Raw genomic sequence first — 15,987 nt, forward strand, 5'->3', positions numbered from 1 at the left:
GCGAGCGCAGCTCGCGCCGCGGCACCGAGGTGACGTCCACGCCGTCGAGCGTTATCCGCCCGGCATCCAGCTCGTAGAACCGCATCATCAGGTTCACCAGCGTGGTCTTGCCCGCCCCGGTGGGGCCCACAATCGCCACCGTCTGCCCCGGCTCCGCCACCAAAGACAGCCCGGAAATCAGCGGCTTGTCCGGCGAATACGAGAACGACACATCCTCGAATACCAGTCGCCCCCGCCCGAACGCCGGCCCGGTGGAAGGGGCCGGCTCCTCAGACTCCTCGTCCTCATCCAACAACGAGAACACCCGCTCCGCCGAGGCAACCCCCGACTGCAGCACGTTCGCCATGGACCCCAGCTGCGCCAGCGGCATGGTGAACTGCCGCGAGTACTGGATGAACGCCTGCACATCGCCCAGCTGCATCGCCCCGGACGCCACCTGCAGCCCGCCCACCACCGCGATCCCCACGTACACCAGGTTCCCGATGAACGTCATGGCCGGCATGATCAGCCCGGAAATGAACTGCGCCCCGAAGCTCGCCTCATACAGCTCCGCGTTCTTCTGCCGGAACCGCTCCTCCACCTCGCGCTGCCGGCCGAACACCTTCACCAGCGCATGCCCGGTGTACGTCTCCTCGATCTGCCCATTTAACTCACCTGTGTTCTTCCACTGGGCCACAAACAGCTTCTGCGAGCGCTTGGCAATCAGCGCCGTGATCCCCAGCGTCAGCGGAATGGTCACCAGCGCGATCAGCGCCAGCGTGGGCGAAAGGATCACCATCATCACCAGCACGCCCAGCACCGTCAGCACGGACGTGACCGCCTGGCTGATGGTCTGCTGCAGGCTCTGGGAGATGTTGTCCACGTCGTTGGTCACCCGGCTGAGCAGCTCGCCGCGCTGGATCGAGTCGAAATACCGCAGCGGCAGCCGGTGGATCTTCGCCTCGATCTCCCCGCGCAGCCCGAACACCGTCCGCTGCACCACCCCGTTCAGCACATACGCCTGCACCCACATAAACGCCGAGGACAGCACATACAGCACCAGCGCCCACGTCAGCACGTTCCCCAGCGCGGCAAAGTCAATCCCCTGCCCCGGCACCAGGTCCATGGCGCTGAGCATGTCCGCGCGCTGCCCCTCCCCGGACGCCCGCAGCTGCGCGATCAGCTGCTCCTTGCTCACCCCGGCCGGCAGCTCCCGGGACACCACCCCGGCAAAAATCAGGTTGGTGCCCTCCCCCAGCAGCCGCGGCCCGGTCACCGAGAGCGCCACCCCGGCCACCGCCGTCACGAACACCAGCAGCAGCCACGCCCGCTCCGGCTGGAGCTTGCCGAGCAGCCGTTTGGCCGACGGCCAGAAGTTCATCGCCTTCTCCGCCGGGACGTTCATCCCCGCGAACGGCCCGCCGCGCCCCGGCCCGCCCATCGGACGGGGAATGCGTACGACGGCGGCGCCGCCGGTCGCAGAGGCGGGTGCGGCTTTGGTGCCGGGTGCGGGAGAGGGCTGCCGGCTCATACCGTCTCCTCCGCCGCGAGCTGGGAGGAGACGATCTCGCGGTACGTCTCGGACGTCTCCAGCAGCTCACTGTGCGTTCCGCGCCCCACGATCCTGCCGCCGTCGAGCACTAGGATTTGGTCCGCGTCCACGATGCTGGAGACGCGCTGGGCGATAATCACCAGCGTGGCGCCGGCGGTGCTGCGCTTGAGGGCCTGGCGGAGGCGGGCGTCGGTGCCGGTGTCCAGCGAGGAGAACGAGTCGTCGAAGATGTACAGCTCGGGCCGCTTGACCAGGGCCCGGGCGATGGCCAGCCGCTGCCGCTGTCCGCCGGAGACGTTGGTGCCGCCCTGGCTGATGGGCGCGTCCAGGCCGCCCTCCATCCGCTCCACGAAGTCCTTGGCCTGGGCAATTTCCAGGGCGGTCCAGAGCTCGTCCTCGGTGGCGTCCGGCTTGCCGTAGAGCAGGTTGCTGCGCACGGTGCCGCTGAACAGGTAGGGCCGCTGCGGGACCAGGCCGATGTGCCCCCACAGCAGGTCCGGGTGCAGCTCGCGCACGTCCACGCCGTCCATCTTCACCGCCCCGCTGGTGGCGTCGAACAGCCGGGGCATGAGGTTCACCAGGGTGGTCTTGCCGGACCCGGTGCTGCCGATGATCGCCGTCGTCTGCCCTGCCCTGGCGGTGAAGCTGATGCCGGAGAGGACGGGCTGGTCGGCACCCGGGTAGGCGAATCCGACGTCGCGCATTTCCAGCTCGCCGCGGCGCACCTCGCTGCTCAGCGGGCGGGCAGGCGGGCGGACGCTGGACTCGGTGCGCAGCACCTCGCCGATCCGGTCCGCGGAGACGGCGGCGCGCGGGATCATCACGGCCATGAACGTGGCCATCATGACGGACATCAGGATCTGGATCAGGTAGCTCAGGAACGCGATGAGCGTGCCCACCTGCATGGAGCCGTCCTGGATGCGGAACGAGCCGAACCAGATCACGGCCACGCTGGAGACGTTCAGCACCAGCATTACCACCGGGAACGCGAGGGCCATGAGCCGGCCCGCGCGGAGGGCGGTGTCCGTGACGTCGTCGTTGGCCTGGGCGAAGCGCGCGGTCTCGATGTCCTCGCGGACGAACGCGCGGACCACGCGGATGCCGGTGAGCTGCTCGCGGAGGACGCGGTTCACGGTGTCGATCCGCTTCTGCATCTTGCGGAACAGCGGCACCATCCGGGCGGTAAGCAGGCCGACGGCGATGAGCAGCACCGGGACGGCGACGGCGATCAGCCAGGACAGCTGCACGTCCTGCCGCACGGCCATAATCACGCCGCCGATGCTGAGCATGGGCGCGGTGACCAGCATGGTGGCGGACATGAGGACCAGCTGCTGGACCTGCTGGACGTCGTTAGTGGATCTGGTGATGAGGCTGGGTGCGCCGAACTTGGTGACTTCCTGCTCGGAGAACTCCCCCACCCGTTTGAAGATCGCGCCCCGAAGGTCCCGGCCGACGCCCATGGCTGCCTTCGCCGCGAAGTACACGGCGATGACGGCGCAGACGATCTGCAGCAGGGTGATCGCCAGCATCACGCCGCCCAGGCTGAGAATGTAGCCGATGTTCGCTTTGGCCACGCCCTCGTCGATGATGTCCGCGTTCAGCGTAGGCAGGTACAGGGACGCGATGGACTGCGCCAGCTGGAAAACCACGACGGCGGCGAGCAGCGGCCGGTGCGGCCGCAGGTATTCAACAAGCAGCTTCCAGAGCATGGGCGGCTCCTGACACAGTGTCCACAAGAGGTGGTGCGAAGGTCAGTTTACGTCCGGAGGCTGGGAACAGGCCGTGCCGATGCAGGAGAATCCGGGCTGGTTCTCGGAGGGCGTATTTTGCTGATCCTGCAGGGAACATCAGGGCTTGCGTCTTGCCTCCCAGAATGCGCGTATTGCAAACCATCGTTATACGTTCTGTACATGACTGACCTCACTGATCTTGATCGCAGGCTGCTGTCTGCCCTCCGCGAGGACGGCCGGGAATCTGTGGCCAGCCTGTCGCGCAGGCTTGGAGTGGCGAGGGCTACCGTGAATAGCCGCCTTGAGCGCCTGCTCGCCTCTGGAACCATCGTGGGCTTTACGGCACGGGTCCGTGACGAAGTAGATCCACTGACAATTCGCGCCATCACGCTCATCGCGGTCGAGGGCAGGTCTGCCAACAACGTCATACGGGAGTTACGCGGTTTTCCGGAAATCCGCGCCTTGCACACCACCAACGGCGGCTGGGACCTCGTAGCGGAACTGGCCACCGAAAACCTCAGCGGCTTCGACGATGTCCTTGGCAGGATCCGTGCGGTCAATGGCGTGCTCAACAGTGAAACAAGCCTGCTGCTCAGTTCAGTGCTCAGGTAGGGGCCCCGAGCGGAGCGTTGAGTGCATGATCTTGCACAATGCCAGAAATGACCTGGCAAAATGCATAGGCATTTGACGAAAGGTACGCGCTTTGCTCATTGTGGCCGCTTATCGGCGCCGAATACCGTGAGGACACTAATGGTTCACACGGAAGAAGGAGCGCAATGACGCGTTTTGTGGATGTTCACAACATGGTTCGCTGGGTGGCCCGCACGGGAACGCAAACCATCATCTCGGAAATGATGGACTACCTTGAGGACGACTTCCGCCGCTGGGAATCCTTCGATAAGACTCCCCGGGTTGCCAGCCACACCCCGTTTGGCGTCATTGAACTCATGCCAACGAGCGACCACGAGACCTACGGTTTCAAATACGTCAATGGTCACCCCTCGAACCCCGCCCGCGGCTTCCAGACAGTAACCGCATTCGGAGTGCTGGCAGATGTCCACAACGGATACCCCACGTTCCTGACGGAGATGACGCTGCTGACAGCCCTGCGGACTGCAGCCACTTCCGGCATGGTTGGCAGAAGGCTTGCCCGCCCCGGCTCCTCTGTGATGGCCATGATCGGCACGGGCAGCCAGTCGGAGTTCCAGGCTTTGGCGTTCAAGGCAGCCCTCGGGATCACCACCCTCCGGGTCTGGGATACTGACCAGGCCGCCATGGCGAAGCTGCTGCGCAATGCGGCACCGCTGGGTTTCGATGTCCACATTGCGTCCTCTGCGGCCGACGCCGTCCAGGGTGCGGACGTCATCACCACGTGTACCGCGGACAAGGCCAACGCCACTGTCCTCAGCGCAGACATGATCTGCCCCGGCGTCCACATCAACGCCATCGGCGGGGACTGCCCGGGAAAGACCGAACTTGACGCCGCCATCCTGGAACTCGGCGAGGTGTTCGTGGAGTACACCCCGCAGACCCGGATAGAAGGCGAGATCCAGCAGATGCCGGCAGACTTTGCCGTGACCGAGTTCTGGCAGGTCCTGGCCGGAGGGGCTGCCGGGCGGTCAACGCCTGAGCAGGTCACCATCTTCGACTCTGTCGGCTTCGCCATCGAGGACTTCTCCGCCCTCCGCTATGTGCGGGATGCGGTCCAGGGATCCGACTTCTTCGAAGAGATCGACCTGGTCGCAAACCCGGAGGATCCCAAAGACCTCTTCGGCCTGGTGGGCGCGCTCTCCCCGGTCGGCTAGCCCGGCTAGTTCAGCTCGAGCACGTGCAAGCTTAGCCACAGCACCAGCGTGTCCTCAGGCTGGTCCAAATCCACGCCGAAGAGGTCCCGCAGGCGCTTGAGGCGGTACCGGAGCGTGTTCTGGTGCAGGGACAAGGCTGCCGCTGTCCTTGCGGAATCGCGTGAGCAGTCAAGGTAGGTTCTCAGCGTCAGGGCATATCCGGTGCCAAAATCGGCGTCGTACTCTTGGATTCTCCGGGCGGCAGCGGACAGAAGGTGCGGTGCCGCCCGGAACGCCGCGGCCAACTCCAGGAGCGTGAGGCGGCTGCGGACCTCCCCTGCGCTGGCGTACGTGCCCGGGAAACCGTCCGAGGCGAGCATCAGCAGGACAAGATCGGCGTCATGCCGTGAACGGCTGATGTCCGAGACGGCGTCGACGGCGGGACCCGCCGCCGCCCGCAGCTCAACTCCCAGCGATGCCCGGGAACGCTCATTGAGCCTTCGGGCAAGGGCTTCGATTGACCCCAGGGACGACGCAGCCGCCGCCGGGAATATTGCATAAATGGTAGAGCCCGCCTGCACGCATTGAGCGCCTTGGCCGTGGGCCTCGCACTGTGTGGTCACCAAGTCCGCAATCCTCACCAACGTAGTCTCGGCTGCCTGCCCGGGTTCAGCCTGAAAAGCGACGACCGCAAAAGGACCCGAATTCCGCAGCCCCAGCTGTTCGGCAACCAGGATGGCGTCGTCGCCTCCTTCGAGGAGCCGGCGCAGCAGCTCCGCGCGTTGCTGGCGTGCGAGATCATGGCTGCTGCGGGCGCGGAGCATGTGGAGCGCAGCAATGTCCGCGGCGCGTTCCAGGGCCTGTTCGGCTTCGCCATCCAGATCGCCATGGACATCAACAACCCAGATTGATCCCAGGGGCTCCTTGCCCGCCCGGACTGCTATCGCCATCCTGTCCATGGCGGGCCGGACGCCCTCGATCCGGACTGCCCCGGAGGACCGGAACACCGCCGCGTACTGGCCCGCGTTTTCGGGCAGGTAGGGCACCTGCCGGCCAAGGATTCCCCTGCGCCGGTCCTCATCGATCGGCTGGTCCTCAAGCGTGGAGTACGCCAACACCTGTTCCTGCAGGTTCTCGATGGTGGTAGCCCCTCCGACCATCGCCGCAATGGCGTTTGCCAACGCGAAAAGGTCCCCCACCCCCAGCGGTGAGATGGTGCTACCGGCATCTGCCGAGGCGTTGAGGGCAGAGTCCAGGAGTGCATTGAGATGCCGCCACCTCACGTCGTCGTCCACCACCAGGAGGGCGATGCCGGCTTCGTCCGCCACCGCTGCGAGGTGTCCGATGTCCTGGTGGAGCTTCTTGACCACCACTGCGGCAAAGCCGGCTTCCGCCGCATCCCGGACCACGCCTGCAGTGCCCGGGTCCGCGGGGTGCAGCCCGATCCCGAGCAAAATGCCCCCACGCAACCCTTCAAGCGGCACGAAGGGGTCATAGAGCGACGGACTCATCAGGGACAACCTGGGCGGCACCGCTCCTGAACCGAGCACCAGTCCGGTGTCCTCGAGCATCTTCAGCAGGTGGGGCAGGTGGATGCTGTCATTGTGATGAGTGGCCTCGGTCATAGGGCTAAAGCTTCACACCTATGGTGCTGGAACACAAGAAGAATCGATAACCTTCGTTGCCTGCACTGAAGCCGCCGCGTGCTGGCACAGCAGATAGTTGACGCATGTCACTTACTCTTGATGCCGGTCCGGCCGCACTTCAAGCCGCAGAATCAGCAACCGCAGCAGCGTCCAGGGCCGGTGTCCTGGTGGTGGACGAACACGACCGCGACCGCCTCCGGGACGTGGAAGCACTGCTCATTGCCATCTGGGGCATGTCACCGCACGGCGCACCTATCCCCTTCGACCTCCTGCGCAGCATTGCGCATGCCGGCTGCAATGTGTCCGCCGCTTACGACCACGCCGGGCAACTGTGCGGAGCGGCGGTGGGGATCGTCTCCCCCGGAGGGCGTTCCACCTACTCGCTGATTGCCGGCGTGCTTCCCGGCAGCGGCGACAAGGGCGTTGGCTTCGCCCTCAAACAACACCAGCGGGCTTGGTCACTGGCCCGGGGCATCGACACCATGACCTGGACCTTTGACCCGCTGGTCAGCCGCAATGCCCGCTTCAACCTGACCAAGCTGGGAGCGTACGCATCAGAGTATGCCTGCAACTTCTATGGCCAGATGGAGGACGAGATCAACGCCAACGACGAAAGCGACCGCCTCGTGGCGGTATGGCCGCTGGCCTCCCAGCGGAGCATGGATGCCGGGCGCGGAATCCATGCGGAGATCGAACTTCCACCTGACCACTCGTCTGCCGTCCTCGAATACGGCCCCGACTCGCTGCCTGTCCTCCTGGAATCGGGCGGAACGCTGTGGTGCCGCGCGCCGCGGGACATCGTGGCACTCCGCGGCTCGAACCCCGACGCCGCTGCCCGGTGGCGTGTACTCGTGCGGGAGATCTTCGAACCCGCTTTCGCTTCGGGGCGTCAAGCATCCGGCGTCACGCGAGACGGCTGGTACAAACTGACCGCGCCCGACCAGGCCTAGACCCACCCCCAAGAGGAGAACCCATGCGCATCACATCCCGTGCAGTAACGGCCCGGACGGCCGTCCTTGCCGCCGGCCTCGCGCTGGCGACAGGCCTGGCAGCCTGCTCGGCAGAGACAACACCTGCCAGCAATGCGAACGCCTTTTCGGGAGGCGCCGTGGACGCCGCAGCCGCCGCCGCTCTTCCCGAACGCTTCAAGAGCGCAGGCGTCATCAACGTCGCCTCCGACATTCCCTATCCACCCATGGAGATGTTCGACGAAAACCAGCAGCTCACGGGCCTGGACTACGATCTCGCCCAGGCCCTCGGAGCCAAGCTCGGGGTGCGGCTGGAGCTCCGGACCCAGGCGTTCGACAGCATCATTCCCTCCCTGCAATCGGGCAAGAACGACATCATCATGTCGGGGATGAACGACACCCCGGAGCGCCAGGAAACGCTGGATTTCGTGGACTACTTCCACGCAGGATTCTCGATCCTGGTCCCCGAAGGGAACCCCGGAAACATCACCACCGTCCTGGACCTGTGCGACAAAGACGTCGCCGTGCAGAAGGCCACCGTCCAGGCCGAAATCCTCCGCACCTATGATCAGCAGTGCCTGGACAAAGGGTCCCGGCCTATCAGGATCTCCGAACTCCCGCTGGAGACGGACGTCCAAACAGCCGTCCGGTCCGGAAAGGCCGCAGCCGACGTCGTTGATTCGGCGGTGGCAGCCTATGCCGCCACGACCGCCGGCGGCGGGAAGATCTTCGACCTCGTAAAAGACCCTGCCAACCCGGCCGGATACAACCCCGTCTACACCGGTATAGGTGTTCTCAAGAAGGACGCTGAGCTTTCGAAGGCGCTGCTGGCCGCCCTCCAGTCGGTCATCGCAGACGGCACCTACGATCGGATCCTGGCCAAATACAGCCTCTCCGACTACACGGTCAAGGAGACCGGGCTGAACCTGGGCGGTACCAAGCCATGAACACCGCCGTCACCACCCCTCGCCAGAAACCTGCCGGCCCCGGAACCGTGCCTGCCCATGGAAGCAGCCAGGACGACGTCGTAGCCGTTCCCCTCCGGCACCCCTGGCGCTGGGTGGGAGCTGCCCTCCTTGCCCTGGGCGCTGCCGCGCTGGCGGCATCACTGTGGACCAACCCGAACATCGACCACGGCACCATTGGCACCTATGTGTTCCATCCCCGGATCCTCGGGGGCGTGGGTCTGACGATTGTCCTCACCGTTGTATCCATGGTGGTGTCCACGGTTTTTGGCGTATTCCTCGCCGTGATGCGGCTGTCCACGAATCCAGTCATGAACGCCTTCGCCTGGTTCTACGTCTGGGTCTTCCGGGGCACTCCCCTGCTGATCCAAGTGGTCTTTTGGGGCTACCTGGGACTGCTGTATTCACAGATCTCGCTGGGCATTCCCTTCACGGACTTCACTGTCTTCTCCGTGGACACCAACACCCTGGTCCCGGCCTTCACTGCCGGACTCCTCGCCATGACCCTGAACCAGGCTGCCTATTCAGCGGAAATCATTCGCGGCGGGATGCTGTCCGTCGACACCGGCCAGCACGAAGCTGCATCCTCCCTGGGAATGTCCCCGGCCTTCACCCTGTTCCGTGTGGTCCTGCCCCAGGCCATGCGGGTCATCATCCCGCCAATGGGCAATGAGACGATCTCGATGCTCAAAAACACGTCTTTGCTCTCCGTTATCGCGGTGCTGGAGCTCTACACCGTGGCCACGCAGATCTCTTCCCAGAACCTGCGCCAGGTGGAACTCCTCATCGTTGTCAGTTGTTGGTACCTCTTCCTCACCTCGGCGCTGTCCGTTCCCCAGTACTACCTGGAACGCCACTACGGCAGGGGCAACGCCCGCCAGCAGGCTCCCACTCCCCTGGCCAGGATCAGGGCAGTGCTAGGTAAACAGCGGTCCCCCGGTACGGCAACGTCCCCCGGTTCGGCCCCGAAAGCATCGAAAGGACAACCGTCATGACCGAGGCACTGGCCTCCCCCAGGCGTACCGGCCACCGGCCGGCCGCACAGCCGCTCCTCGTGGCCAGCAACGTACGGAAGCACTATGGCGGCGTCGAGGTGCTGAAAGGCATCTCCCTGACGGTCAACACCGGCGAGGTCATGTGCCTCCTGGGTCCGTCCGGCTCAGGTAAATCCACCTTCCTCCGCTGCATCAACCACCTCGAACGGATCGACGGCGGCCGGATCTCCGTTGCGGGCGACCTGATTGGCTACGCGCAACGCCAGGACAAAATTTTCGAGATGAGACCCCGCGAGGTTGCCAAACAGCGCCGGGGCATCGGAATGGTCTTCCAGCGCTTCAACCTCTTTCCACACATGACCGCACTGGAGAACATCTGGGCCGCCCCGGTCGGCGTCAAAAGGGTGCCCAAGGCGGAGGCCGTCAAGCGCGGGATGGAACTGCTGGACAGGGTGGGACTGGCCCACCTGTCCAAGGCCTATCCGTCCCAGCTTTCAGGCGGGCAGCAGCAGCGGGTCGCCATCGCCCGCGCACTTGCCATGGATCCCCAGCTGCTCCTGTTCGATGAGCCAACCAGCGCCCTTGACCCGGAACTGGTGGGCGATGTCCTGGACGTCATGCGGACCCTGGCAGCGGACGGCATGACCATGATCGTTGTCACGCACGAGATCGGCTTCGCACGCGGCGCGGGCGACAGCGTGGTGTTCATGGACGGCGGCGTGGTGGTGGAGTCCGGCGCCCCCGAAGACGTGCTGGACAACCCGCAAAACCCAAGGACCATTTCCTTCCTCGAGAGCGTGATGTAGTCCCGCTTCCCACCGTCAGGACGGCACGCTTCCGTCCTTCCTCTTTGAACAGTGAGCCTGAATTGAAGATATCCCGCGCCACCATCACCCTGATCGATGTCCCCTTGCTGGAACCGTTCGTGGTGTCCTACGACAGCTACTCGTCAATGCCCAGCGTCATCCTCACCCTCGAAACAGACGACGGCCTGATCGGCTACGGCGAGAGTGTCCCGGACGGGCACATCACCGGGGAAACGCCCACGGGAACCGTCGAAGCGCTGCGAACGGAGTTGATTCCCGCAGTCCTGGGGCTGGATCCCCGCGATATCACAGCCGTCCACCAGCAGCTCAACAGGGCGCTCAAGGGCTGCGGAGCCGCAAAGGCCGCCGTCGACATTGCCTGTTGGGACCTGGCCGGCAAAGCAGCCAACCGCCCCATTTACAGCCTGCTCGGCGGGCGGCGCCCGGAGCAGCCCACGATCGCGAGGGTCATGAGCATCCTTGCCCCGGAGACCCTGGCCGAACAGGCAGTCCAGGCCCGGAGCCAGGGCTACCGCCACCTCAAGATGAAGCTCGGCGGCGGTGATGGCCTGGACATCGAACGCGTCCGGGCTGTCCGCGCAGCAATCGGCACGGACCTCGCGATCCGGGTGGACGCCAACCAGGGGTGGGCCGATCCCGCAACGGCACGAGAGATGATTGCTGCCTTGGAACCCTACGGAATCGACTGGGTGGAACAACCGCTCCACGCCGACGATATCGACGGTTTCAAGCTGCTGCGCCAGGCCACCGGCGCCCGCCTGATGGCCGACGAATCAGTGGTGGACGCCGCCGACCTGGGCCGATTCGTCAGGGACCGTTCAGTGGACATGGTCAACCTCAAGCTCATGAAGAGCGGCGGAATCACGCCCTGCCACCGGCTGGCCACCCAAGCCGAACTCGGCGGCCTCAAGGTCCAGATCGGTTCCATGCTGGAAACCAGCATCGCCTCGGCCGCCGGCTTCCATCTGGCCCTGTCCCATCCAAACATTGTCTCCACCGAACTCTCGGGACCCGTCAAGTTCGCCCGGGAACCCGGAAACCTTCAGTACGTCCTGCCCGAAGTCCAGATCGGCGAGGGCCCGGGGCTGGGGGTGGACGTGGACCTCGATGTCCTGGCCGACCTAACGGTCAGCGAGTGCGGGGTCACTGCGTGATCAATGAGGCAGCGCGCCGCCGTCTGCACGACATCTGGAACCACCTGCACGATCACCCGGAACCGAGCATGGAGGAGTTCGCCACCTCCGCGTACCTTGCCGGCCTGCTCGCGGAAGCGGGCCTCGAACCACGGAAATATTCCGACTTTCCCGGTTTCACCGTGGATGCCGGGGAGGGAGTTCCCAGGATAGGGCTCAGGGCAGATATGGATGCCTTGGTGCAGGAGGTGGACGGGAAACGGATTGCTGTGCATTCGTGCGGCCATGATGCCAACATGGCGATAGTCGCTTCCGTCATGCTCGAACTTGCGGAGCAGCCGGAGCCGCTCAACGGAGCCGTCCGTGCCATCTTCCAACCCGCGGAGGAGGCGGGCAACGGGGCGGAACTGGTGGCGTCACTTGGTGTCGCGGACGGGCTTGAGTATCTCTTTGGCGTGCACCTGCGCCCGCAGCAGGAACTCCCCGCTCCCTGCCTGGCGCCCGCCATCTCCCACGGGGCCTGCCTCTTCGCCAGCGGCACCATCACAGGTGAGGACCACCATGGGGCACGGCCCCACCTCGGAGCGAACGCCGTCGAACTTGCGCTTGAAATCTCGGCAGGGCTGCAGCGCATCAAGGTCGATCCGCAGATCCCGAGTTCCGCGAAAATGACAATGCTGCACGCCGGCGGAAGAAACCTCAACGTCATCCCCGGCAGCGGATGCTTCGGGGTGGACCTGCGCGCCCAAACCAACGAAGCCATGGCCACGCTGCGGACGGGGCTGGTGGAGGTGTGCCGATCGGTGGCGGCGAACAGCGGGGCGGAGATCCGCCTCGACTTCCGGGATGAGGTGCCTGCTGCAGTGATAGGGCACAAGGCCGAGGCCGTCCTGGCTTCGTCGGTCACGGCGACATTGGGCAGGGAGTACCTGCGTCCCAGGATCGTCACGTCAGGCTCGGACGACTTCCACTTCTACACCCGGCAGAACCCTGCGCTTCAGGCGGCCATGCTGGCCGTCGGGGCAAACGTCCAACCCGGACTCCACCACCCGGACATGACGTTCGACGGCGGTGCGATGGAACGCGCCGTGGATGTCCTTCTGGCGTCCTGCCGGCAGTCGCTGGCCCGGAGCGAATAGAAGGCAGGTCTAGTCATGCCGGCTGGTCATACCGGTACCAGCCCTGCCCGGTTTTCCGGCCGTAATTACCTTGTTCGTAGAGCTCCGCCAAGGCGGGGTGGGGCAGGTCCGCCGGGTCCTGCGTTTCCTCGAAGGTCGCTTGCCGGATCAGGTAGCTCACGTCAAGGCCCACCAGGTCCATCAGCTCAAACGGCCCCATGGGGTGGCCCAGCGCAGTCCTGGCTGCAGTGTCGATGTCGCTGACACTGGCGATGCCGTCCGCGTAAAGCCGGAGTGCCTCGTCCCGGATGGCGCCCATGAGTCTGTTGGCCACAAATCCGGGGATCTCGCGGTTGATAAGGACGGGCGATTTGCCCAATGAGCGCGCCAGATTCATGGTGGTGTCCACCGTGTCCGGAGATGTCTTGGCGTGGCGGACCACCTCAACACATTTCATGACCAGGGCCGGGTTGAAGAAATGCATGTTGCAGACCTGCTCCGGCCGCCCTGTCTCCTCGGCCACTTTCGAGGAGCCCAGCGTGGAGGAATTCGTGGCCAGGATGGCGTGCGTGGGGGCTGCCCGTCCCAGCGCCGCGAAGATGCTGCGCTTCACTTCGAGTTTCTCGGTGGCGGCCTCGATCACGAAGTCGGCATCCGCGGCGCCGGCCTCCAGCGAGCTGGTGAAGGTGAGCCGCGCCAGGGCGGCCCCGGCATCCTGTCGGCTCCGGCGCCCCTTGGCCACGCTGCTGTTCATCCGGTCGGTGAGCTGGCTCCGGGCGGCTGTCAGCATGTCTGCCGCGACATCCTGGATGGTGACCTGGTAGCCGGCCAGTGCGCACACCATGCCGATCTGTGAGCCCATGGCTCCGGCCCCGACCACCAAAATCCTGTTGACCTGCATGATTCTCCTGGTGCGCAACGTGACTTCCGGCGCCTAGCTCAGCGGAAAGCGGGAATCCCGGTGATGTGGTTACCCAGGATCAGGGTGTGGACCTCGTCGGTGCCTTCGTAGGTCCGGACAGACTCCAGGTTGTTGGCGTGGCGCAGGGGCGAATAGTCCAGGGTGATGCCGTTGCCGCCCAGGATGGCGCGGGCGTCGCGGCAGATCTTGATGGCTTCCCGGACGTTGTTGAGTTTGCCTACGGAGATCTGGACGGGTGCAAGGGTGCCGGCATCCTTGAGCCGGCCCGTGTGGATCGCCAGCAGGGTGCCCTTCTGGATTTCCAGCAGCATGTCCACCAACTTCTGCTGCGTGATCTGGTACGCAGCCAGCGGTTTATCGAACTGCATCCGCTCCAGCGAGTAGGCCAGCGCCTGCTCGTAGCTGTCCCGGGCCGCCCCCATGGCACCCCAGATAATGCCGTAGCGGGCTTCATTCAGGCAGGAGAACGGGCCGCGGAGGCCCGCGGCGCCCGGCAGCCTGGCGGTGTCGTCCACTGTGACGTTCTCAAGGGTGATATCGCACTGGATCGATGCCCGCATGGAGAGCTTTGGCTCTATGGGTGTGGCGGTGAAGCCGGGGGTATCGGTGGGAACCAGGAAACCGCGGACGCCGTCCTCCGTAGCGGCCCAAATGACGGCGATCTGCGCCACGGAGGCCAACCCGATCCACCGCTTCGCGCCGCTGATGACCCATTGGTTGCCGTCGCGGCGGGCGAAGGTCTGCATGCTGGAGGGATCCGAGCCTGCCGTGGGTTCGGTGAGGCCAAAGCAGCCGATGATCTCACCCTTCGCCATGCCGGGCAGGTAGCGGTTCTTCTGGTCCTCCGAACCCCATTTGTGGATGGCGGTCATCGCCAATGAGCCCTGGACCGAGACGAACGTCCGCAGCCCGGAGTCTCCGGCTTCCAGTTCCATCGCCGCCAAACCGTATTCGACGGCGGAACGGCCCGGGCAGCCGTAACCCTTCAGGTGCATTCCCAGGAGCCCCAGGGCACCCATCTCTTGGGAAATTTCCACCGGGAAGTGCGCAGCTTCATACCAGTCCTTGATGTTCGGCTTGATGCGCTCGTGCACGAACCGGCGGACGGTGTCCCGCAGCTTCAGTTCGTCACTGCTGAGCAGTCCCTGCAGGTCAAGCACGTCCGAGCGGACCTCGCCGGCAACGGCGGAAGCGGCCTGCAGTTCCGGTTCGGACAGGGTTTCTGGTGTGACGCTCATCTTTGATCCTCCGACTGTGACGGCCTAACGGCGTTGGTTTGCGTTCGCCCCGTTCACTGTGACAGCAATTTATGTTCCGATCCAATACCAAATGGCAGCACTATTGATTCGTTCGGAGCATTAGACGCTCAGTCAAGTTCGGGTGTCGGCAGCGCAATTTCAGAAAGCCTCAGAACCTCCCGGAGGGCGGGACTGGTGTTGTCCTTGCGCCAAATCATTCGCAGCAGGACAGGGTCCGCGGGGTCCTCCAGGGGCAGGAACAACACGCCCGGATAGTGGAGATTCTCCGCAACGGAAGAGACCGTCATCGCCACCCCGATTTCAGCGGCCACCAGTGAGACCAGCGTCAGTGAATCCGGGGCTACCTGCACAATTGAAGGCAGGAACCCGGCATCGCTGGCAAGCCTGAGGAGATGGTCGCGCAGGACCGCGCCGGGATCCGCGGGCAGGGTAACGAATGGCTCGCCGTCCAGGTCAGCCATCCGCACGGACGCCCGCCCGGCCAGTGGGTGGCCGGCGTGCACGGCGATGACGAGTTTTTCGTTGGCAATGACCCGGGAGTCGAGGGCTGCCGGGATGAAGTTCCACCGTCCCAGCCCGATTTCCATGGCGCCGTTGGCGACTTTGTCCAGGGCCGGGATGGCGAAATTCGAGCTGTACAGCTCGAAGTCGATGCCCGGGTGTGTTTTGCGGACCAGTTTTGCCAGCTTTCCGACCATGACGTGCGACGACGCTCCGGCGAAAGCGACCCTCACGCGCCCGGTCTCGCCCTTGCCGGCGTTGGCAACCATGGTCCTGGCCCGCCGGCAGGCATCGAGAATATCCGTCGCCGGCTGGACCAGGGCCTCGCCCGCCGGGGTGAGCCGCACAGAGCGGGTGCTGCGCTCAAAGAGGGGGGCGCCGAGCTCCCGTTCCAGGTTCTGGACTGCACGGCTGACCGGGGGCTGGGCCATGTGCAGCTGCTGGGCGGCCCGCCCGAAATGCAGCTCTTGGGCAACGGCCAGGAACGCGCGGATCTGCTGGATCTCCATAGCGGGCAATTATGCGTCAGGCACATAGAAGCGTCAAACGTCAGTGAGGCTTCCGCATCAATGCTGTTTTTCCACCAGGGGCTGCGCGGCGGCAAGAGC

The 15,987-nt window shown here is 64.9% G+C and carries 14 protein-coding genes; 8 read left to right on the forward strand and 6 right to left on the reverse strand.

The window, feature by feature from the left end; genetic code table 11:
* Positions 1-1,510, reverse strand: a 1,510-nt coding sequence (locus tag U7114_RS11540; RefSeq protein WP_323057420.1) for an ABC transporter ATP-binding protein, incomplete at its 3' end; no start/stop codon positions are given.
* Positions 1,507-3,240 (reverse strand): ABC transporter ATP-binding protein, encoded by a 1,734-nt coding sequence (locus U7114_RS11545; RefSeq protein WP_323057421.1) that lies wholly within the window; start codon positions 3,238-3,240, stop codon positions 1,507-1,509. The genes U7114_RS11545 and U7114_RS11540, both read right to left, overlap by 4 nt.
* A gap of 201 nt (positions 3,241-3,441) precedes the next feature.
* Between U7114_RS11545 and U7114_RS11550 the strand changes: the two genes are divergently transcribed.
* Both U7114_RS11550 and U7114_RS11555 read left to right on the forward strand, forming a co-directional pair.
* On the forward strand, positions 3,442-3,873 hold the full coding sequence (locus tag U7114_RS11550; protein WP_311216728.1) for an Lrp/AsnC family transcriptional regulator: 432 nt from the start codon (positions 3,442-3,444) through the stop codon (positions 3,871-3,873).
* A 164-nt stretch (positions 3,874-4,037) separates the two neighbouring features.
* Positions 4,038-5,066 carry an ornithine cyclodeaminase gene (locus U7114_RS11555; protein ID WP_321214513.1) on the forward strand — a complete coding sequence of 343 codons (1,029 nt, stop codon included), beginning with the start codon at positions 4,038-4,040 and terminating at the stop codon, positions 5,064-5,066.
* Positions 5,067-5,071: 5 nt separating this feature from the next.
* Here U7114_RS11555 and U7114_RS11560 read toward each other — a convergent pair whose 3' ends face one another.
* Entirely contained in the window at positions 5,072-6,670 is a 1,599-nt protein-coding gene (locus U7114_RS11560; protein ID WP_323057422.1) for a helix-turn-helix domain-containing protein, read from the reverse strand.
* 104 nt (positions 6,671-6,774) lie between these two features.
* On the opposite strand from U7114_RS11560, the gene U7114_RS11565 reads away from it, so the two are divergent.
* The 6 genes from U7114_RS11565 (at position 6,775) to U7114_RS11590 (ending at position 12,718) form a co-directional block, all read left to right on the forward strand.
* Complete coding sequence (locus tag U7114_RS11565) at positions 6,775-7,641, forward strand: hypothetical protein (protein ID WP_323057423.1); 867 nt, start codon at positions 6,775-6,777, stop codon at positions 7,639-7,641.
* Between the two features lie 23 nt (positions 7,642-7,664).
* On the forward strand, positions 7,665-8,606 hold the full coding sequence (locus U7114_RS11570; RefSeq protein ID WP_157240829.1) for an ABC transporter substrate-binding protein: 942 nt from the start codon (positions 7,665-7,667) through the stop codon (positions 8,604-8,606).
* Positions 8,603-9,619 carry an amino acid ABC transporter permease gene (locus U7114_RS11575; protein ID WP_323057424.1) on the forward strand — a complete coding sequence of 339 codons (1,017 nt, stop codon included), beginning with the start codon at positions 8,603-8,605 and terminating at the stop codon, positions 9,617-9,619. Before U7114_RS11570 ends, U7114_RS11575 begins: the two co-directional genes overlap by 4 nt.
* Positions 9,616-10,425 (forward strand): amino acid ABC transporter ATP-binding protein, encoded by an 810-nt coding sequence (locus U7114_RS11580; RefSeq protein WP_157240825.1) that lies wholly within the window; start codon positions 9,616-9,618, stop codon positions 10,423-10,425. The genes U7114_RS11575 and U7114_RS11580 overlap by 4 nt, the downstream gene beginning before the upstream one ends.
* 62 nt (positions 10,426-10,487) lie before the next feature.
* Positions 10,488-11,600: a mandelate racemase/muconate lactonizing enzyme family protein gene (locus U7114_RS11585; RefSeq protein ID WP_157240823.1), complete on the forward strand. Its 1,113-nt coding sequence runs from the start codon at positions 10,488-10,490 to the stop codon at positions 11,598-11,600.
* Positions 11,597-12,718 (forward strand): amidohydrolase, encoded by a 1,122-nt coding sequence (locus tag U7114_RS11590; RefSeq protein WP_323057425.1) that lies wholly within the window; start codon positions 11,597-11,599, stop codon positions 12,716-12,718. The genes U7114_RS11585 and U7114_RS11590 overlap by 4 nt, the downstream gene beginning before the upstream one ends.
* A gap of 13 nt (positions 12,719-12,731) precedes the next feature.
* Here U7114_RS11590 and U7114_RS11595 read toward each other — a convergent pair whose 3' ends face one another.
* From U7114_RS11595 to U7114_RS11605, 3 genes are all read right to left on the reverse strand, one after another.
* Complete coding sequence (locus U7114_RS11595) at positions 12,732-13,598, reverse strand: 3-hydroxyacyl-CoA dehydrogenase family protein (RefSeq protein WP_323057426.1); 867 nt, start codon at positions 13,596-13,598, stop codon at positions 12,732-12,734.
* A 38-nt stretch (positions 13,599-13,636) separates the two neighbouring features.
* The gene (locus tag U7114_RS11600; protein WP_323057427.1) at positions 13,637-14,857 is read right to left on the reverse strand and encodes an acyl-CoA dehydrogenase family protein; all 1,221 of its coding nucleotides are present in this window, start codon (positions 14,855-14,857) and stop codon (positions 13,637-13,639) included.
* Positions 14,858-14,985: 128 nt separating this feature from the next.
* Positions 14,986-15,888: a LysR family transcriptional regulator gene (locus tag U7114_RS11605; protein ID WP_157240816.1), complete on the reverse strand. Its 903-nt coding sequence runs from the start codon at positions 15,886-15,888 to the stop codon at positions 14,986-14,988.
* Between the last annotated feature and the right edge of the window lie 99 nt (positions 15,889-15,987).

The sequence above is a fragment of the Pseudarthrobacter sp. C1 genome, assembly GCF_034720455.1.
Lineage (GTDB): Bacteria > Actinomycetota > Actinomycetes > Actinomycetales > Micrococcaceae > Arthrobacter.